The sequence below is a fragment of the Halomonas pelophila genome, from assembly GCF_040196315.1.
Lineage (GTDB): Bacteria > Pseudomonadota > Gammaproteobacteria > Pseudomonadales > Halomonadaceae > Halomonas > Halomonas pelophila.
The window spans coordinates 121,217-140,431 of the sequence record NZ_JBEGCI010000005.1 but is presented as its reverse complement, the minus strand read 5'-3'; the positions used below and the strand labels follow the sequence as shown (position 1 = coordinate 140,431).

Sequence of the window (19,215 nt, the reverse complement as noted above, 5' to 3'; positions counted from 1 at the left end):
ACCGCCGGCGACCAGCCTGGCTAGGTTTGTTCCCGACGAACCAACACACTTCCCACCTCCATGTGGGTCGTCGGGCGCAGCAGGAAATCCGTCCTTCCTCACCAGGTGCCGGTGTTCTCCATGGATGCCCAGGGTTCCTTGGGCGGCAGGGCATCGCCTGACTGCAGCAGCTCCACCGAGATGCCGTCGGGGCTCCTGACGAAGGCCATGTGGCCGTCGCGGGGCGGGCGGTTGATGGTCACGCCGTTGGCCTGGAGGTGCTCGCAGAGGGCGTAGATGTCGTCCACCCGGTAGGCCAGGTGGCCGAAGTTGCGCCCGCCGCCGTACTCTTCCGGGTCCCAGTTCCAGGTCAACTCGATCTCCGGCGCCTGGAGCTCGGCCGAGCGCGCCTCGTCCTGGGGGGCGGTGAGAAAGACCAGCGTGAAGCGGCCCTTCTCGTTCTCCTTGCGGCGCACTTCCTTGAGCCCCAGCAGGTCGCAGTAGAAGTGCAGCGAGGCATCGATGTCGCTGACGCGGACCATGGTGTGCAGATACTGCATGACAGACTCCTGTCGCTTCAGTCGTGGGTGTACTCGGCAAAGACCGACGGCGTGCGATCGTCATGGCGCCAGCCCAACACGGTATAGTCGTCGTGACGTCCGGTCTCCATGCCGGGGGAGCCGTGGGGCATGCCCGGCACGGCCAGACCCGCCAGGTCGGGCCGCTCGTCCAGCAGGCGGCGAACGTCCGATGCCGGCACGTGGCCCTCGATCACGTAGCCGTCGACCACCGCCGTATGGCAGGAGGCGAGCCCCGGCGTCAGGCCGTGCTCGATCTTGACCGCGCGCATGTCGCGGGTCTCGTGCTGCCGCACCTCAAATCCCGCTTCCTCCATGTGCTCGGCCCAGGCCGTGCAGCAGCCGCAGTTGGGATCCTTGTGCATCTCCACCAGAGGCGCCTCGGCCCAGGCGGGGCTGGCGGCGGCGGTCAGCAGGGCGCCGGCGAGGATCAGGCGGTGCAGTGGTGTCATGACGGGCACTCCAAGGGTTAAGGTGTCGTCGATTGTCGGGCATCTCCCGGCTCCACTGCCACCCCGGAGCGACAGCATGAGCCACTACTGCGACCTGGCCCCCGGGCATCCGTTCCACGGGCCCTACCACGACCACGAATACGGCTTCCCGGTGGAGGACGATCGCGCCCTCTTCGAGCGCCTGGTGCTGGAGATCAATCAGGCGGGGCTCTCCTGGCTGACCGTGTTGAAGAAGCGCGCGGCCTTCCAGGCCGCCTTCGAGGGCTTCGACATCGACCGGGTCGCAGCCTACGGCGAAGCCGAGCGGGCTCGACTGCTGGCGGATGCCGGCATCATCCGCAACCGCTTGAAGGTCGATGCGGCGATCCACAACGCCGGCGTGGTCCAGGCCCTGCGTGCCGAGCATGGCAGCTTCAAGGCCTGGCTCGATCACCATCATCCCCTCGAACACGGCGACTGGGTGCGCCTGTTCAAGCGCACCTTCCGCTTCACCGGCCCCGAGATCGTCGGCGAACTCCTGATGAGCAGCGGCTACCTGTCCGGCGCCCATCGCGACGACTGCCCCGTCCAGGCGCGCATCCTGGACGCCGGGCCCGCCTGGGCCCGGCCCGATTGAGCCCAGTCCCGGCAAGCCCCGGGGAACCGCAGAACCGCCTTGCCGTCACAGCAAGGGCCTGCCGCTGACGAAGGAGACCCCTCGATGGATTCGATGACCCAGGCCGCGCTGGGCGCGGCGATCGGCGGCGCCGTGCTCGGCCGGCGGCTGGGCCGCAAGGCGGTGCTGATCGGTGCGGCGCTGGGCACCCTGCCCGATCTGGACGTGATCATCGACTACGGCGACGCCGTGGCCAACGTCACCCAGCACCGCGGCTTTTCCCACTCGCTGTTCGTGCTGGCGGGGCTCGCCATCGCGCTGGCGCTACTGTCGTCGCGCCTCGCGAAAGCGCGAGACATCTCGCTTGCCCGCTGGGGGACCTTCTTCGGACTCATCCTGCTGACCCACCCGCTGCTCGACGCCCTGACCACCTACGGCACCCAGCTGTGGTGGCCGCTTGGCGCGCCGCCCGTGGCCTGGCCTCACGTCTTCATCATCGACCCGCTCTACACCCTGCCGCTGCTGGTGGGCGTCGGCGTGGCGCTGATCAGCGGCCGCGCGGCGCGCCCCGCGACCTGGGGGCTGACGATCGCCTGCGCCTACCTGGTGCTCGCCATGGGCGCCCGGCAGCTGGTCGAGACGCGCATCGAACCGACACTGGCCGAGCGGGGCCTCGAGCAGGCCCCGCGGCTGATCCAGCCCACGCCCTTCAACATCCTGCTGTGGCGAGTCACCGTGGCCGACGGCGCGCGCTACCACGAGGCCCTGGTGGGCGTGTTCGACGGCGACAGCGCCCCCTTACTCGAGACTTATGCCCGCGGCGCCGAGCTGGAGGCGGCGGCGCTCGATAGCCGGCGCGGCCAGCGGCTCGACTGGTTCGCCGGGCCCTTCCTGCGCTATGAGGTGCGCGAACGCGATGGCCGCGACACCCTGGTGGCCACCGATCTGCGCCTCGGCTTCCCGGGCTTTCACCCCTTCTCTTTTACCCTCGCGACCCGCGAGGGCGACGACTGGCGGCCGGTGGCGGTCTCCGAGCAGCTCGCCCCGGCCGGGCAAGACCGCCGCCAGGCGCTGACCCGACTGAGTGGGCGTCTCTTGAGCCCGGAGCCCCGGCTCTGCACCAGCGACTTCGTCTCCCGCCAGTGGCTCGTCGGCACGCCCGGTTCGTGCTGATGTGCTGAAGTGCGGGGACCACGAACGCGAACGGGGTGGCATCGGCCACCCCGTTCGCGGGTTTCCAGCAGACGCCTGAGCGGTCAGAGGCCCTGCACCAGCCCCTCGATGGCCTGCTTCGCCTCCTTGAGCGCCGCCTCGCGGTGCGTCTCGCCCAGGGCGAGTCCCTCGGCGAAGACCACGTCCACCTCGGTAATGCCGATCAGGCCCAGCATGCCCTTGAGGTGCGGCGTCTGGCTGTCCATCGCGGTGCCGGCATACTGACCGCCCCGGGCCGCCAGGATCACCGCCCGCTTGCCCTCGATGAGCCCCTTGGGCCCACTCTCGGTATAGCGGAAGGTCTCGCCGGCCCGCAGCACGCGGTCAAACCACGCCTTGAGCTGGGACGGGACGCCGAGGTTGTACATCGGCACGGCCAGCACCACGACGTCGTGCTCGTGAAGTTCGCGGATCAGCGCGTCGGAGCGCTCGGCCAGCGCACGCTGATCGACGCTTCGCTCGTCGGCCGGCACCTGCCAGCTGGCGAGCTCCGGCTGGGTCAGGTGCGGCAGCTCGTCGGCCACCAGGTCGCGAGCGGTAATCGTGAGGCCGTCGCGGCCGGCGGCCTGGGTGCGAAAGTGCTCGGCCAGGGCGATGGACTGGCCGTCCTCGCCGAGGATCGACGAGGTGAGAACGAGGGCGCGGGTAGTCATGGCGATCTCCTTGAACCGTGAGCGGTGTATGGGCGCCATTCTACGTGCACGGAGTGCAACGAAAAGCGCAAAGATCTGCCGTCTTCTTTCGATAAAAACGAAAGAAGCGCCCTCACCGCCTCAGGGCGCGATGCCCTGACCGCAGCCCCGGTAGACCTGATCGTTGAGCGCCAGCGTCACCCGGGCCGGCCAGGGCCGGCCGCTCATGGTGTCGAAACAGGACTTCGCCTCGATGCGCAGGGTAAAGGGGCGCGCCGCCTGGCCGCTGGCCAGGATCACCCGCCCGGCGTCGTTATCCAGGGTGGTCACCCGGTAAGGCAGGGTCACCTCCCGGTTGCCGTAGTCCAGCGTCATGGTCAGCTCGGGGACGTCGTTGGCGAGCTCCACGTGCCAGCCAGGCTCATTGCCCTGGCCGCGGAACATCACCCCGGGGTGACCCTGCCGGGTCAGGGCGTCCCGGGTGACGTCGACCCGGCAATCGAGCCGGCCGCGCTGGCTCTCGACCAGCGCCTCCCGCCCCTTGTTCCAGAAGCTCAGGTCGCCCTGCTGGTAGCGGGCGCCGCTGGCCACCACGGCGGGATCGAGACGCGTGCCCCCCTGGGCGGACCACAGCCGCAGCTCCTCCTTGGTGGCGGCGGTGACCAGGTCCTGAGCCGGGGTGCAGCGCCAGGCGGTCAGCGTCTCGGCCTCGCCGGGAAACAGCGTCGAGGGCAGCAGCGGCGCCTTGGCCGAGGCCTCGTCCTGCACCGGGTCGGCTTGCTTCGAGGAGGACGGCGACGGCTCGGGCGCCGGCGCGCTCACGTAGGTGACGCAGCCGGACAGCCCCAGGGCCAGCAGCAGCGGCAGGGCGAGACGAAGGGGGGCATGGCGGGACATGGCAGGGCTCCTTGGCAGACGATTCCTTGACGTGCGCTTACGCGGCGTGCGCTTTCGTTACCGCCAGGATACCAGCCGCCGGACGGCTTGGCGCCGCCCGGCCGTCAGTCATGGGGCCAGGAGCCATCAGCAACGCGGGGCTGCTCCGTCGACAGGTCCCGAAGTGTCGGACCATCGGAGGGGGCGCTGTGAACCCTTCCCTGGGCGCTACTTTTGCCGTTCCTGGCAAAAGCCCCCCTCTCCGACCTGTCCCCGGCGCCCCTCGTCAAGGCGGCTGGCTGTGGGCACAGACCTCAGCCGTGGCGCTGACGCAGCACCCGCGCCGCCTCCACCATGTTGGCGAGCGCCGGCTCCACCTCGGCCCAGCCGCGGGTCTTGAGGCCGCAGTCCGGGTTCACCCAGAGTCGCTCGACCGGGATGCGCTCGGCGGCCTGCTCCATCAGCGCCACCATCCAGTCCACCTCGGGAATGTTCGGCGAGTGGATGTCGTAGACGCCGGGCCCGATGGCGTTGGGATAGGCGAAGTCCTGGAAGGCGTCGAGTAGCTCCATGTCCGAGCGCGAGGTCTCGATGGTGATGACGTCGGCATCCAGCGCCGCGATGGCGGCGATGATGTCGTTGAACTCGGCGTAGCACATGTGGGTGTGGATCTGCGTCTCGTCGCGCACCCCCGCCGAGGTCAGCCGAAAGCACGCCACCGACCAGTCGAGATAGCCCTGCCACTCGGCCTGGCGCAGCGGCAGCCCCTCGCGCAGCGCCGGCTCGTCGATCTGGATGGCGCGGATGCCCGCCGCCTCGAGGTCGAGCACCTCGTCGCGCAGCGCCAGGGCGATCTGCCGGCAGGTGGTCTCGCGGGGCTGGTCGTCGCGCACGAAGGACCACTGCAGCACGGTGACGGGGCCGGTGAGCATGCCCTTCATCGGCCGCTCGGTGAGCGACTGGGCGTACTGGCTCCAGCGCACCGTCATGGCCGCCGGGCGCACCACGTCGCCGAAGAGGATCGGCGGCTTGACGCAGCGCGTGCCGTAGCTCTGCACCCAGCCGAAGCGGGTGAAGGCGAAGCCGTCGAGCTGCTCGCCGAAGTACTCGACCATGTCGTTGCGCTCCGGCTCGCCATGCACCGGCATGTCGATGCCGAGCGCCTCCTGGCGCGCCACGGCTCCGGCGATCTCCTCGCGCATCTGCGCCTCGTAGGCCTCGCGGGACAGGTCGCCGGCCTTGAAGGCGCGCCGCGCGGCGCGGATCTCGTCGGTCTGGGGGAAGGAGCCGATGGTGGTGGTGGGGAACAGCGGCAGGGCGAGATGGCGCTGCTGGGCCACGGCGCGCTCGGCATAGGGCCGCCGGCGCCGCGCATCGTCGTCGCTGACGCCGGCCAACCGCTCGGCCACCTCGGGGCGATGCAGACGCTTCGCCTCGCGGCGCGCCTGCAGGGCGCGGCTGGCGGCCTCCATGCGCTCGCGGTCGGCGGCGTCGGCGCGGCCGTCGAGCAGGCGGGCCAAGGTGGCGACCTCATCCAGCTTCTGGCGGGCGAAGGCCAGCCAGCTTTTCAGCTCGGGCTCGAGGGTGGTTTCCGCCTCGAGATCCACCGGCACGTGCAGCAGCGAGCAGCTGGTGCCGATCCAAAGCCGCTCGCCCAGGCGCATGCGCGCCACCGCCAGGCGCTCGCGCCACAGGGCCAGGTCGGCCCGCCAGACGTTGCGCCCGTCGATCGCCCCCACCGAGAGCACCTTGTGGGGCAGCAGGCGGTCGAGCACCGCCTCCAGCTCGTCCGGGGCGCGCACCACATCGATGTGCAGGCCGGCCACCGGCAGGCTCACCGCCAGGGAGAGGTTCTCGCCGAGACCACCGAAGGGGCTGGCCAGCAGCAGCTTGACCGGGGCGGCCTGCAGGCGGTGGTAGGCGCGTTCATAGGCCTGGCGCCAGGCGAGCGGCAGGTCCTGCACCAGCGCCGGCTCGTCAAGCTGCACCCAGTCGACGCCCTGCCCGCCCAGCCGCTGGAGGATCTCGGCGTAGACGTCGAGCAGGCCGTCGAGCAGTGTCAGGCGATCGAAGTCTTCGGGCACGTCGCCGCGCCCCTTGCCGAGCCACAGCCAGGTCAGCGGGCCGGTCAACGCCACCTTGACCGGGTGGCCGGCGGCGTGAGCCTCCTCCACCTGGTCGAACAGCCGCGCGCTGGCCAGCCGGAAGCGCTGCCCGGGATGCAGCTCCGGCACCAGGTAGTGGTAGTTGGTATCGAAGTACTTGGTCATCTCGCAGGCCGCGGCCGGCGTCCCGCTGGGGGCTCGGCCCCGGGCCATGCGAAAGGCGGTATCGAGATCCACCTCGCCGCGGGCCACCTCGTCCTCGGCGGCGAAGCGCGCCGGCACCGCCCCCACCATCACCGAGACGTCGAGCACCTGGTCGTAGAAGGCGAAGTCGCCCACGGTCACCAGGTCGAGCCCGGCCGCGCGCTGGTCCGCCCAGTTCGCCAGGCGCAGCTCGCGCCCGGTGGCCTCCAGGGCCTGGCGGTCGAGGCTGCCCTGCCAGTAGGCCTCGGTGGCACGCTTCAGTTCGCGATCCGCGCCGATGCGCGGATAGCCGGCAATATGAGCCATCGTCATGATGACATCCTTTCTTCATGAATGATGGTGGTGAGTCTCGCTGGCCATGGGAGGTGAATCAAACTAAACTTTCACATCTTAAAGATGAATCAGGCTCACTCCCATGCTCGAACTTCGCCATCTGCGCACCCTGGTCGCCCTGCGCGATGCCGGCTCACTGGTGGAGGCGGCCGAACGCGTGCACCTGACCCAGTCGGCGCTCTCCCACCAGATCAAGGACCTGGAGGAGCGCCTGGGCAGCCCGCTGTTCCTGCGCAAGACTCGGCCGGTGGAGTTCACCCGCGCCGGCCTGCGCCTGCTGACCCTGGCCGAGCAGGTGCTGCCGCAGGTGCGCATGGCCGAGCGCGACCTGGCGCGCCTGGCCGGCAACGAGCAGGGCCGGCTGCACATGGCCATCGAGTGCCACAGCTGCTTCCAGTGGCTGATGCCCACCGTCGATCACTTCCGCGACCACTGGCCGGAGGTGGAGATCGACATTCCCGGCGGCCACCACTTCGACCCGCTGCCGGCGCTGGCCCGCGAGCAGCTCGACCTGGTGATCACCGCCGACCCCCAGCCGCTGCCGGGGGTGCACTACGAGCCGCTGTTCCGCTACGAGGGGCTCCTGGCGGTGGCGCGCCAGCACCTGCTGGCAAGCAAGCCCTTCGTCACCCCGGCAGACCTCGCCGAGGAGACGCTGATCACCTACCCGGTGGAGCACTCGCGCCTGGATGTCTTCACCCAGTTCCTCGACCCCGCCGGGGTGCGCCCCAAGGAGGTGCGCACCGCCGAGCTGACGATCATGATGATGCAGCTGGTCGCCAGCGGCCGCGGCGTGTGCGCGCTGCCCAACTGGGCGCTGACCGAGTACCGGGAGCGCGATTACGTGAAGGCCGTGGCGCTGGGCGAGAAGGGGGTGTGGAGCACGCTGTTCGCGGCGATCCGCGAGGAGACCCGCGACGCGCCCTGGATGGAGGACTTCCTGCGCACCGCCCGGGAGACCTCCTTCGCGGTGCTGGAGGGGATCAGGCCGGCGTAGGCAAGCGGCGCGGCAGCAGCAGGGTGAAGCGGGCACCGCCCAGGTCGGCGCTGGCATCCAGCACCACGCTGCCGCCGTGCCAGGCCATGATCTTCTGCACGATGGAGAGCCCCAGGCCGTAGCCGCCGGAGCGCCGCGTACGGCTGTCGTCGAGACGGGCGAAGGGCTTGAAGACCTCGGAGCGCGACGCGGCGGGGATGCCGGGGCCATCGTCCTCCACGTCCAGGCGCACCAGTCGCGGCTCGCCCTGCAGGCGGATCACCACCCGGCTGCGGGCATGGCGGCAGGCGTTGGCCACCAGGTTCTGCAGGGCGCGCTGCAGGTAGCGGGGCTCGGCCTGGATCTCCACCTCCGGCCCCTCGACCAGCTCGATGCGGATATCGCCGTGCAGCGACCTGAGGGCCTCGATGACGCGTCGCGCCATGGCGCGGCAGTCGACCAGCGAGGTCTCTAGCTCCGCGCCGTTGGCGGTCTCGCTGCCCAGCCGGGCGTAGGTGAGGATCTCGTCGATCAGCTCGTCGAGCTCGGCGATATCGCCGTCGACACCCTCGAGCTGGCGGCGGATGGCCGGATCATCGGTCATGTCCTCGACCATCTGCACCGCGAAGCGGATGCGCGCCACCGGGGTGCGCAGCTCGTGGGAGACGGCGCGAATCATGTCCTGCTGGGCGCGCAGCAGCGACTGCACCTGGGCCGCCATGCCGTTGAAGGCCATCCCCAGCCGCCCCAGAAAGTCACCGCTTTCGACCTTGACCCGGGTATCCAGGCGCCCGCCGGCGATGCGCGTGGCGGCGAGCTCGAGGCGCGCCATGCGGGCCTCCACGCCGCGCACGATCAGGTAGATGATCGCCGCCAGCACGCTGAGCAGCAGCATCAGCAGCGTCAGCTGCAGCGGAAGCGGCAGCGGCTCGAAGGCCTTCACCGGGCCGATGGCAAGCCAGCTCGCCCGGGGACCGCCGTTGGGCAGCAGGCGATACATCGCCATGGAGAGGCGCCCCGGGATCAGCCGGATGACCACCTCGCCGTCCGCCAGGCGCACCAGCTGTCGGGTATCCAGTCCCTCGGGGGCCGTGACCAGCAGCTCGAGGGGAATGGCGTCGCCGGCCATGCGCTCGAGCTGCGCCTGGCGCTCGCCGGGGGGCACCTGGACGAGCCACTCGGCGAAGAGCTCGGTGAGCCCGCGCAGCTGCTGCTCGCTGAGGGTCGCCACGTCCACCTCGAGCAGCTGTTGCTGGTCGGCCAGCAGATGCCAGAGCCGCCAGCCGTTCTCCTCGCGGGGCATCACCAGCACGCGGCCCTCCCGCAGGCGCGTGCGCGAGAAGTAGTTCAGGGAGCGCGCCTTGACCGGCACCACCCGCAGGGTCATGTCGAGCTGCTCGGAGCGCTGCAACAGCCACGCCTCGCGCTGCGCCTCGGGCAGCGACTCGACCCAGCGGGTCAGCACGCGCATGGGCGGTTCGACCAGCTGCTCGCGATAGTGCTCGCGGCGCACCTGGTCGACCAGGGCCAGCCCCAGCAGGGCCAGGCCGAAGGTCAGCAGCAGCGCCAGGGCCAGCAGCACATAGACGCGCAGGAAGGTGCTGTCGGCCAGCATCCGACGCATGGTTCAGCCATCCCTGACGAACAGGTAGCCCTTGCTGCGCACCGTCTTGATGCGGTGCGGCTGGTTGGGATCGTCGCCTATCTTGGGGCGAATGCGCGAGACGCGCACGTCGATGGAGCGGTCCTGGCCGTCGTAGCGGATGCCGCGCAGGCGATCGAAGATCTCCTCGCGGGTCAGCACCCGGCCGGCGTTGCTGGCCAGCAGCCACAGCAGGTCGAACTCGGCGCTGGTCAGGTCGATACGCTCGCCGTCGAGCCACGCCTCGCGGGTCGCGTTGTCGATCACCAGGTCGCTGAAGGTCAGGCGCGTCTCCTCGCCGGCGGCCCCCGGCTCGGCGCGTCGAAGCAGGGCGCGCATGCGCGCCAGCAGCACCCGCGGCTGCACCGGCTTGGGCACGTAGTCGTCGGCGCCCATCTCGAGTCCCAGCACCTGATCCATGTCGTCGGTGCGGGCGGTCAGCATCATGATCGGGCCGGCGTAGTCGCTGCGCACCCGGCGACAGATCGACAGACCGTCCTCGCCGGGCAACATCAGGTCGAGGATCACCAGGTCCGGCTGCAGGGAGAGGATCCGCTCGACGCCGCGGGCGCCGTCGGCCTCGACCGTGACCTGGAAACCGTTGGCCTCCAGGTAATCGCGGGTCAGCCCGGCCAATCGCTCGTCGTCCTCGATGATCAGCACGTGATCCAGTTCCTGGGCTTGCAAGCTGTCGTCCATCCTCTATTCCATCCTGGCGAGCAGGTGAGCGGTGCGGGCTCCCGGGGTCGGGAGCCGACGCCTTTGCCTGAAGGATACCCGAAAACCGGGTTCTCGCCTTCCCGTCGCCATATGGCGACAGGAGGTGTCGCCGGGCCCAACCACGGGGCCTGGCGAGAGGCCCAATTCTACCCCACGGAAGGTCACAGCCCATCCACAGGTTATCCACTTGATGAAGCCGAGAAAGCACACTATCTTGTGCCTCGATCCGGCACGAACACTACATCATGTGCCTCTAGCAATCACACCCACAGCTGTCAACCGTCGTCCGAGCGACGGCCTTCACCACACGTTTCACCGAGTCAGGGACCCGGCGCCATGGATACCAATGTCACACCGGACGAGTCGTCCGTTTCCGTCACCGCACCCAAGGCCCTGCGCGTCATCAAGCGCAACGGCGACGTCATGCCCTTCGATGCCGACAAGATCGCCGTGGCCATGAGCAAGGCCTTCATCGCCGTGGAGGGCGACAACGCCGCGGCCTCCTCCCGGGTTCGCGACTTCGTCCGCCAGTCCACCGAGGCGATCGAACACGCCTTCGTGCGCCGCATGCCCGACGGCGGCACCCTGCACATCGAGGACATCCAGGACCAGGTCGAGCTGGCGCTTATGCGCGGCGGTGAGCAGAAGGTCGCCCGCGCCTACGTGCTCTACCGCGAGGAGCACGCCCGGGCCCGCGCCGCCGCCGGTGACGATATCCAGAAGCCCCACCCGAGCCTCAACATCACCCTGCCCGACGGCAGCACCCGTCCGCTGGATCTCGGCCGAATCGAGACCCTGGTCTATGAGGCCTGCTCGGACCTGCCCAACACCGCGCCGCAGAAGATCGTCGACGATTCGGTGCGCAACCTCTACGACGGCGTGAGCGCCGACGGCGTCTCCCAGGCGCTGACCATGACAGCGCGCACCCTGGTCGAGAAGGACCCGAGCTACACCTACGTCACCGCGCGCCTGCTGCAGGACAGCATCCGCCGCGAGGCGCTCTCCTTCCTGGGGGTGGCCGAGGAGGCCACCTACAGCGACATGGCCGAGCTCTATGCGCCGGCCTTCAAGGCCTACATCGAGAAGGGCATCGAGTTCGAGCAGCTCGACGAGGCGCTGGCCGAGTTCGACCTGGAGCGCCTGGCCGCGGCGCTGGACCACACCCGCGACAACGCCTTCACCTACCTGGGCCTGCAGACCCTCTATGACCGCTACTTCATCCACCGTGATGATGTTCGCTACGAGCTGCCCCAGGTGATGTTCATGCGCGTCGCCATGGGCCTGGCGCTCAACGAGGACGACCGCGAGGCGAGGGCCATCGAGTTCTACGAGCTGCTCTCCAGCTTCGACTACATGGCCTCCACGCCGACCCTGTTCAACGCCGGCACCCAGCGCAGCCAGCTCTCCAGCTGCTACCTGACCACCGTGCCCGACAACCTCGACGGCATCTACAGCGCCATCCGCGACAACGCCATGCTCTCCAAGTGGGCCGGCGGTCTCGGCAACGACTGGACGCCGGTGCGCGCACTGGGCTCCTACATCAAGGGCACCAACGGCAAGTCCCAGGGCGTCGTGCCCTTCCTCAAGGTGGTCAACGACACCGCCGTCGCCGTCAACCAGGGCGGCAAGCGCAAGGGCGCCGTCTGCGCCTACCTCGAGAGCTGGCACCTCGACGTCGAGGAGTTCCTGGAGCTGCGCAAGAACACCGGCGACGACCGTCGCCGCACTCACGACATGAACACCGCCAACTGGGTGCCGGACCTGTTCATGAAGCGCGTCTTCGACGACGAGGAGTGGACGCTGTTCTCGCCGGCCACCTGCCCGGACCTCCACGACCTGTACGGCGCGGCCTTCGAGCAGCGCTACCAGGAGTACGAGGAGATGACCCGCAACGGTCAGCTCAAGCTCTTCAAGCGGGTCAAGGCCAAGGACCTGTGGCGCAAGATGCTCTCGATGCTGTTCGAGACCGGCCACCCCTGGATCACCTTCAAGGATCCGTGCAACCTGCGCAGCCCCCAGCAGCACGCCGGCGTGGTGCACTCCTCCAACCTGTGCACCGAGATCACCCTGAACACCTCGGTCGACGAGATCGCGGTCTGCAACCTGGGCTCGGTCAACCTCGCCCAGCACATGACCGACGGCGAGCTCGACGGCGAGAAGCTCAGGAAGACCGTGCGCACCGCGGTGCGGATGCTCGATAACGTCATCGACATCAACTACTACGCAGTGCCCCAGGCCAAGAACTCGAACCTCAAGCACCGCCCGGTGGGGCTTGGCATCATGGGCTTCCAGGATGCTCTCTACGCCCACGGCATCGCCTACGCCTCCGAGGACGCCGTCGAATTCGCCGACCGCTCCATGGAGCTGGTCAGCTACCACGCCATCGAGGCCTCCTCGGATCTTGCCGCCGAGCGCGGCCAGTACCAGAGCTACGAGGGCTCGCTGTGGAGCCAGGGCGTGCTGCCCATCGACTCCATCGAGAAACTGAAGCAGGAGCGTGGCGAGCAGTACATCGAGGTCGACACCTCGCAGACTCAGGACTGGTCGCGCATCCGCGAGAAGCTGGCCGAGCAGGGCATGCGTAACTCCAACGTCATGGCCATCGCCCCGACCGCGACCATCTCCAACATCTGCGGCGTCTCGCAGTCGATCGAGCCCACCTACCAGAACCTGTTCGTGAAATCGAACCTCTCCGGCGAGTTCACGGTGGTCAATTCCTACATGGTCAACGACCTCAAGGAGCGCGGCCTGTGGGACGAGGTGATGATCAACGACCTCAAGTACTACGACGGCAGCGTGCAGCCCATCGACCGCGTGCCGGCCGATCTCAAGGCCCGCTACGCCACCGCCTTCGAGGTCGAGCCCAAGTGGCTGGTGGAGGCCGCCTCGCGTCGCCAGAAATGGATCGACCAGGCGCAGTCGCTGAACCTCTACATCCAGGGCGTCTCGGGCAAGAAGCTCGACGTGACCTACCGGATGGCCTGGTTCCGCGGCCTGAAGACCACCTACTACCTGCGCGCCCTGGGCGCCACCTCGGTGGAGAAGTCCACCGTGGAGCGCGGCACTCTCAACGCGGTGAGCAACGCCGCGCCGGGCGCCGCGCCGGCTCCGGCGCCGAGCCCGCAGGCCAAGCCCGAGGCGCGCGGCGTCGAGGACTTCCTGTCCGGCAAGAGCGGCAGCGGTTCCCGGGCGCCCTCCGCGGGCGAGATTGACGAGCTGGGCTGCGAGGCCTGCCAGTAACGCCGCGGCGCGAGCGCCGATCCCCCTGACAAGCCCGGAAGGCCCCGCAGGCCTTCCGGCCCCACGACACATCGAGGAACACGACATGCTGAACTGGGACGAATTTCACGAAGACGACAGCGCGGTGGCCGAGCAGCCGGCCGCGGCCAAGCCCACCCCGGCAGCGGCGCCAGAGCCCGCGCCCGCCCCGGAAGCGGTGGCGGAGAGCGCCGGCGCCTACCAGGTCGCCGACGAGGACCGCATGGCTCGTGCCAAGCGCTCGCTGGAGGAGCTCGACGTGGCCGCCGGTCTCGAGGAGCTCGAGATGGGCGCGGCGCGCATCGAGGTCGACGACAAGCAGATGATCAATGCGCGCGCCGACCTCAACCAGCTGGTGCCCTTCAAGTACGAGTGGGCCTGGCAGAAGTACCTGGACGGCAGCGCCAACCACTGGATGCCCCAGGAAGTGAACATGAACGCCGACATCGCCCTGTGGAAGAGCGCCGAAGGCCTCACCGCGGACGAGCGGCGCATCGTCGAGCGCAGCCTGGGCTACTTCTCCACGGCGGATTCGCTGGTCGCCAACAACCTGGTGCTGGCCCTCTACCGTCTGATCACCAACCCCGAGTGCCGCCAGTACCTGCTGCGCCAGGCCTTCGAGGAGGCGATCCACACCCACGCCTACCAGTACTGCGTGGAGTCGCTGGGTATGGACGAAGGCGAGGTCTTCAACATGTACCGCGAGGTGCCCTCCGTCGCCGCCAAGTCGGCCTGGAGCCTCAAGCACACCCAGTCGCTCTCCCGCCCGGACTTCAACACCGGCACCCCGGAGACCGACCAGGAGCTGTTGCGCAACCTGATCGCCTTCTACTGCGTGACCGAAGGCATCTTCTTCTACTGCGGCTTCAGCCAGATCCTCTCCATGGGTCGCCGCAACAAGATGACCGGCGTCGCCGAGCAGTTCCAGTACATCCTGCGCGACGAGTCCATGCACCTGAACTTCGGCGTCGACATGATCAACCAGATCAAGATCGAGAACCCGCACCTGTGGACGGCCGAGTTCCAGGACGAGGTCACCCAGATGATCCTCGAGGGCACCGAGCTCGAGATCGCCTACGCCCGGGACACCATGCCCCGCGGCGTGCTGGGCATGAACGCGGCGATCATGGAGGAGTACCTCCATTTCATCTGCAACCGCCGCCTGGCCCAGATCGGCTTGAAGGAGCAGTTCCCCGGCGCGAAGAACCCCTTCCCGTGGATGAGCGAGATCATCGACCTGCGCAAGGAGAAGAACTTCTTCGAGACCCGCGTCACCGAGTACCAGGTGGGCGGCGCGCTGAGCTGGGATTGATAGGAAGAATTTGGCCCTTGTACTAAACAAGGGTCAATAAAAAACGCCCGAAGCGGCAACTTCGGGCGTCTTGAGCGTCAGGGCGTGTGGCCACCCCTGAAGGCTCGGGTAGGCTAGCTACCAAAAGCGGAGAGATTGTCCTCTCTAGGTTAGCCAAGGTCAAGTTGGCCGCCTCACAGACAGAGTATATTAGCCATGGCTAAAACCGATTCTGGCAAAAAAAAGGTGCATGTACCTGCGCACACACGGACTGACCAAAGCGGTAAGAAAGTCCGCGTGCCCGAGCATTACCGCTCGACTCCGAACTGACAGTCGACAGGGGCTCCCCACAGGGGGACGCCCCTTTTTTTCGAGCTAATAGAGCCTCTTGGTAGTGACGTAATGTAGGGGCCATAGCTCTTGAAGAGGGCAATCCAATGCATGCAACCCAAGGCAACAGCACCCATCGCAACGCCAGGGAGTGGCAGACCGCCCTGGATCGGGCATTGAAGGCTCATGGCGGTGCCGATGCCCTGGCCCGCTATCCCCACCTCGCCAACGCCTTTCCCGCCTCCTCATCCTCTACCCGACAACATCCCCTGCTCGATTACCGGGAGCTCAAGGCCTGGGCGACCCGCCGCGGCTGGCGAGTGCGTCCGGCACCGGAGCGGGCCTTCGGGGAGGACCGGCGCCATCCGCCGGTTCGCTTCAGCCGCCGGCCATCCGATATCGGGCGGCACTCGCCCTGACCCTGCACGCCCCTGCGTGAGTCTCCACCCCCCACCGCCTTCGGCGCGGGCCTCATGCCCGCGCCAGGGTGATCTTCACGCATGGGGCGATTGATTCTCAGTCTTCGGCATGAGAAGTTCTGTGAGCTTCACACTCGCCTCGATTCTCTCAAGGCTCGATCCGCCTGAAGACGGGCCGGAGCCATTTTGATGGCCAATAAAATGCCAACGAAGGGTACTCGATGAAGTTGACCGACCCCCTCCCCCCACTGTCATGGGACTCGCGTCGGATCCAGATTCAGGGCTTCATGGCGGGGCTTCATCAGATCGAGTGGTTGCTGGTCACCCTGATCATTCTCTACCTGGTGATCATTGGCGCCCCGGATGAGCGTAGTCTGGGACTGCTTCTCACCACGGTGGCCTATTTCGGCTTCAGCCTAGTCGCCAGCCGCCTGCATTTCTTCGGCGACAGGCAACGCTGGCTGCTGGCCATCCATACCTGGGTGATGATCGGTTTTATCACCTGGTTTCTCCACAACACCGAGGGGGCATCGGGGCCCCTAACGAGCCTCTACCTGCTGGCAGTGGTGACCAGCGCCCTGACGCTGGGCGTCCTGGCCACCATGCTCCAGGTCGTGGCGATCGGCGCCTGCATCCTGCTGCTGTTTCAGCTCAGCGGCGATAGCATCTCGGCACCTGAACACCTGTCTCTCATGAGCATCAACCTCATCGCCTTCCTCATCGTCGGCTACCTGACGTCGGCACTGGTCAACGGCATAGAGGTCTCCAACCGGATGCTGATCGAGATGGCGAGCCAGGACCCCCTGACCGGCCTCTTCAACCGTCGCGCCTTCAACGACCTGGTGAAACCCATCGAGGCCATGGCCAGGCGGTCACGACGCCCCTACAGCGTCGTGGTCATCGACATGGACGGGCTCAAGGCCATCAACGATGCCCAGGGTCACGTCGAGGGCGACCGCGTCATCCAGCTCCTCGCCGACGAGCTCAAGGCCCATACCCGCAGCAGCGACCTCCTGGCGCGCCATGGAGGCGACGAGTTCCTCATCATGCTGCCGGACACCGACGCCGACGGGGCGACGCGGATGCTGCGGCGCCTGCTCGCGGCCCCGGACCACGAGATCCCCGCCATCAGCATCGGGGTGGCCTGCTACCCCGAGCATGGCGAGAGCTTCGATGCCCTCTTCGAGCAGGCCGACCAGGCGATGTACATCAGCAAGGGCCTCGGCGGCAATCGGGTACACGTCGCCGACCGCCCCGACGCCCCCTCCGGCATGGCCCAGGGCAAAGGACGGACCCCATGAGCTACTCTCCCTCGCCAGACCGCTACGAGCGCATGCCCTACCACCGCTGCGGACGCAGCGGCCTGAAGCTGCCCGCCCTGTCGCTGGGGCTGTGGCAGAACTTCGGCGAGACCGGAAGCGTCGACAACGCCCGGGCGATCTGCCGTACTGCCTTCGATCACGGCATCACCCACTTCGATCTGGCCAACAACTACGGCCCGCCTCCCGGCAGCGCCGAGGTGCTGTTCGGACGCATCCTCTCCAGCGACTTCGCCGGCTACCGCGACGAGCTGGTGATCTCCACCAAGGCCGGCTACCGCATGCACCCGGGGCCCTATGGCGAGTGGGGCAGCCGCAAGACCCTGCTCTCGAGCCTGGATCGCAGCCTCGAGCGCCTGGGTGTCGACTTCGTCGATATCTTCTACTCCCACCGCTTCGACCCCGAGACGCCGCTCGAGGAGACCATGGGTGCGCTGGATCAGGCGGTGCGCCAGGGCAAGGCGCTGTATGCCGGCATCTCCTCCTACAACGCCCAGCGCACCCGCGAGGCGGTCGAGATCCTGCGCTCGCTGGGCACGCCTTGCCTGATCCACCAGCCCAGCTACTCGCTGGTCAATCGCTGGATCGAGGACGACGGCCTGCTCGATACCTTGGACGATCTCGGCATGGGCTCGATCGTCTTCTCGCCACTCGCCCAGGGCCTGCTGACCGACAAGTACCTGGACGGCATCCCCGAGGACAGCCGCAGGGTCCGGGGCAAGGCGCTCAATGACGCCCACCTGTCGGCGGAGAACCTGGCGCGGGTGCGGGCGCTGAACGAGATCGCCCGGCGCCGCGGCCAGACCCTCGCCCAGATGGCCATCGCCTGGACGCTGCGCGGCGGCCGAGTGACCTCGGCGCTGATCGGCGCCAGCCGGCCCGAGCAGGTGATCGACAGCGTGGGCGCCCTCACCGGGCCGGCCTTCACCGACGAGGAGCTCGCCGAGGTCGACCGCCATGCGGTGGAGGGCGGCGTGAACATCTGGGCGGCCTCCTCGGAAAGCTGAGGCCGGCGACGCGGTAAAAGACGGTCGAGACACCCCAGGGCCAGGCACACCATGCCGCGGGGGCCGTTGCGATTTAATCAACTGATTAATACACTGCCGGCATGGCCTCGGGCGTGCCCGACGCCCAACGCTCGCCGTCGAGGATCCCTCCATGCCGCTCCCCCGTCGCCTGTCGGCCCTCTGCGCGCTGCTGGCCGGCCTCTCCTGGCTCGCCACGGGCTGCTCGCCGGAGGCGAACGCGCCCGCCGAGCCGCCGCCCACGGTGGTCGATAGCCACGTCATCCAGGCGGGCAACGCCACCGCCGTCACCCGCCTCTCGGGCCGGGTCAAGGCCGCCGAGCGCACTTCCCTGAGCTTCGAGATCCCCGGCGAGATCCGCCGGCTCAATGTCGACGTCGGCGAGCGCTTCGCCGCCGGCGACGTGCTGGTCGAGCTCGATGCCGCCCGCTACCGCCTGGTGGCCGACCAGCGCCGCGCCGAGCGGCAGGAGGCCCAGGCGGTGCTGCGCGAGAAGCGCGAGGACTACCGCCGCCACGCGAGCCTCGCCGAGAAGGGCTACGTCAGCCAGACGCGCCTGGATGCCGCCCGGGCCGCCCTGGGCACCGCCGAGTCCCGCCGGGCCTCGGCCCGGGCCGCCCTCGAGCTCGCCGAACGCGACCTCTCGCTGACCACCCTCGCGGCCCCCTTCGACGGCTCGGTGAGCCGGCGCCAGGCCGAACCCTCCGAGCGGGTCGGGGCCAGCCAGCCGGTGCTCGAGGTGATCTCCGATCGCGAGGGCTTCGAGGTGGAGACCAGCATTCCCGAGACGCTGGTCGGGGCCCTGGCGGTGGGCTCGACCCATCGCGTCATCCTGCCCGCCCTGGGCGAGGCCGAAAGCGCGGCCACCCTGCGCCACCTGGGCACCCAGCCCCGCTCCTCCAACGACTATCCGGTGATCCTCGGCGTGGACACGCCGCCGCCCGGCCTGCGCTCGGGCATGACCGCCCGGGTCGAGCTGTCGCTCGACGAGCGCAAGCACGACGGCGAGGGCGCGCTGCCGGTGCCGATGACCGCGCTGGCCTTCGATGACGATGGCGACGGCCAGAGCCAGGCCCATGTGCTGCGCATCACCGAGGAGCTGACCCTCGAGCGGGTCGCGGTGGAGGTGGTGACCATGAACGACGGCCGGGCCAGCGTGCGCGGCGCGCTCTCGCCGGGCGAGCGCATCGTGGCCCGCGGCGTGGAGTTCGTGCGCCCCGGCCAGTCCGTGAGCCTGCTCGGCCACGGGCCCGAGCGCTACCACTGAGG

16 protein-coding genes are annotated in these 19,215 nt (G+C 68.5%); 9 read left to right on the top strand and 7 right to left on the bottom strand.

Annotated elements, in window-relative coordinates; genetic code table 11:
* Positions 1-98: 98 nt before the first annotated feature.
* Both ABE957_RS07165 and ABE957_RS07160 read right to left on the bottom strand, forming a co-directional pair.
* Positions 99-539: a VOC family protein gene (locus tag ABE957_RS07165; protein WP_349757986.1), complete on the bottom strand. Its 441-nt coding sequence runs from the start codon at positions 537-539 to the stop codon at positions 99-101.
* 17 nt (positions 540-556) lie between these two features.
* Positions 557-1,009, bottom strand: coding sequence for a DUF411 domain-containing protein (locus ABE957_RS07160; RefSeq protein WP_349757985.1), 453 nt, complete (start codon positions 1,007-1,009; stop codon positions 557-559).
* Between the two features lie 76 nt (positions 1,010-1,085).
* Here ABE957_RS07160 and ABE957_RS07155 point away from each other — a divergent pair, with 76 nt between their 5' ends.
* Both ABE957_RS07155 and ABE957_RS07150 read left to right on the top strand, forming a co-directional pair.
* Positions 1,086-1,625: a DNA-3-methyladenine glycosylase I gene (locus tag ABE957_RS07155; protein ID WP_349757984.1), complete on the top strand. Its 540-nt coding sequence runs from the start codon at positions 1,086-1,088 to the stop codon at positions 1,623-1,625.
* Positions 1,626-1,709: 84 nt separating this feature from the next.
* Positions 1,710-2,777: a metal-dependent hydrolase gene (locus ABE957_RS07150; RefSeq protein WP_349757983.1), complete on the top strand. Its 1,068-nt coding sequence runs from the start codon at positions 1,710-1,712 to the stop codon at positions 2,775-2,777.
* Between the two features lie 83 nt (positions 2,778-2,860).
* On the opposite strand, the gene ABE957_RS07145 is transcribed toward ABE957_RS07150, so the two are convergent.
* The 3 genes from ABE957_RS07145 to metE all read right to left on the bottom strand — a co-directional run bounded on the left by ABE957_RS07145 (position 2,861) and on the right by metE (position 6,945).
* Positions 2,861-3,469, bottom strand: coding sequence for an FMN-dependent NADH-azoreductase (locus tag ABE957_RS07145; RefSeq protein WP_349757982.1), 609 nt, complete (start codon positions 3,467-3,469; stop codon positions 2,861-2,863).
* Positions 3,470-3,589: 120 nt separating this feature from the next.
* Entirely contained in the window at positions 3,590-4,345 is a 756-nt protein-coding gene (locus tag ABE957_RS07140; protein ID WP_349757981.1) for a COG3650 family protein, read from the bottom strand.
* Positions 4,346-4,638: 293 nt separating this feature from the next.
* The gene (gene metE / locus ABE957_RS07135; RefSeq protein ID WP_349757980.1) at positions 4,639-6,945 is read right to left on the bottom strand and encodes a 5-methyltetrahydropteroyltriglutamate--homocysteine S-methyltransferase; all 2,307 of its coding nucleotides are present in this window, start codon (positions 6,943-6,945) and stop codon (positions 4,639-4,641) included.
* A 103-nt stretch (positions 6,946-7,048) separates the two neighbouring features.
* Here metE and ABE957_RS07130 point away from each other — a divergent pair, with 103 nt between their 5' ends.
* Entirely contained in the window at positions 7,049-7,963 is a 915-nt protein-coding gene (locus tag ABE957_RS07130; protein WP_349757979.1) for a LysR family transcriptional regulator, read from the top strand.
* Here ABE957_RS07130 and ABE957_RS07125 read toward each other — a convergent pair.
* Positions 7,950-9,566: an ATP-binding protein gene (locus tag ABE957_RS07125; protein WP_349757978.1), complete on the bottom strand. Its 1,617-nt coding sequence runs from the start codon at positions 9,564-9,566 to the stop codon at positions 7,950-7,952. The genes ABE957_RS07130 and ABE957_RS07125 overlap by 14 nt on opposite strands.
* A 3-nt stretch (positions 9,567-9,569) precedes the next feature.
* Entirely contained in the window at positions 9,570-10,283 is a 714-nt protein-coding gene (locus ABE957_RS07120) for a winged helix-turn-helix domain-containing protein (protein WP_349757977.1), read from the bottom strand.
* A 357-nt stretch (positions 10,284-10,640) separates the two neighbouring features.
* Here ABE957_RS07120 and ABE957_RS07115 point away from each other — a divergent pair, with 357 nt between their 5' ends.
* The 6 genes from ABE957_RS07115 to ABE957_RS07090 all read left to right on the top strand — a co-directional run bounded on the left by ABE957_RS07115 (position 10,641) and on the right by ABE957_RS07090 (position 19,213).
* Complete coding sequence (locus ABE957_RS07115; RefSeq protein ID WP_349757976.1) at positions 10,641-13,544, top strand: ribonucleoside-diphosphate reductase subunit alpha; 2,904 nt, start codon at positions 10,641-10,643, stop codon at positions 13,542-13,544.
* Between the two features lie 85 nt (positions 13,545-13,629).
* Positions 13,630-14,874: a ribonucleotide-diphosphate reductase subunit beta gene (locus ABE957_RS07110; RefSeq protein ID WP_349757975.1), complete on the top strand. Its 1,245-nt coding sequence runs from the start codon at positions 13,630-13,632 to the stop codon at positions 14,872-14,874.
* Between the two features lie 416 nt (positions 14,875-15,290).
* The gene (locus tag ABE957_RS07105) at positions 15,291-15,602 is read left to right on the top strand and encodes a hypothetical protein (protein WP_349757974.1); all 312 of its coding nucleotides are present in this window, start codon (positions 15,291-15,293) and stop codon (positions 15,600-15,602) included.
* A gap of 287 nt (positions 15,603-15,889) precedes the next feature.
* A complete protein-coding gene (locus ABE957_RS07100) occupies positions 15,890-16,903 on the top strand; it encodes a GGDEF domain-containing protein (protein WP_349757973.1) in 1,014 nt (337 codons plus the stop codon).
* Positions 16,900-17,928, top strand: coding sequence for an L-glyceraldehyde 3-phosphate reductase (gene mgrA / locus ABE957_RS07095; protein WP_349757972.1), 1,029 nt, complete (start codon positions 16,900-16,902; stop codon positions 17,926-17,928). Before ABE957_RS07100 ends, mgrA begins: the two co-directional genes overlap by 4 nt.
* A gap of 151 nt (positions 17,929-18,079) precedes the next feature.
* Positions 18,080-19,213 (top strand): efflux RND transporter periplasmic adaptor subunit, encoded by a 1,134-nt coding sequence (locus ABE957_RS07090; RefSeq protein ID WP_349757971.1) that lies wholly within the window; start codon positions 18,080-18,082, stop codon positions 19,211-19,213.
* The last annotated feature ends 2 nt before the right edge of the window (positions 19,214-19,215 follow it).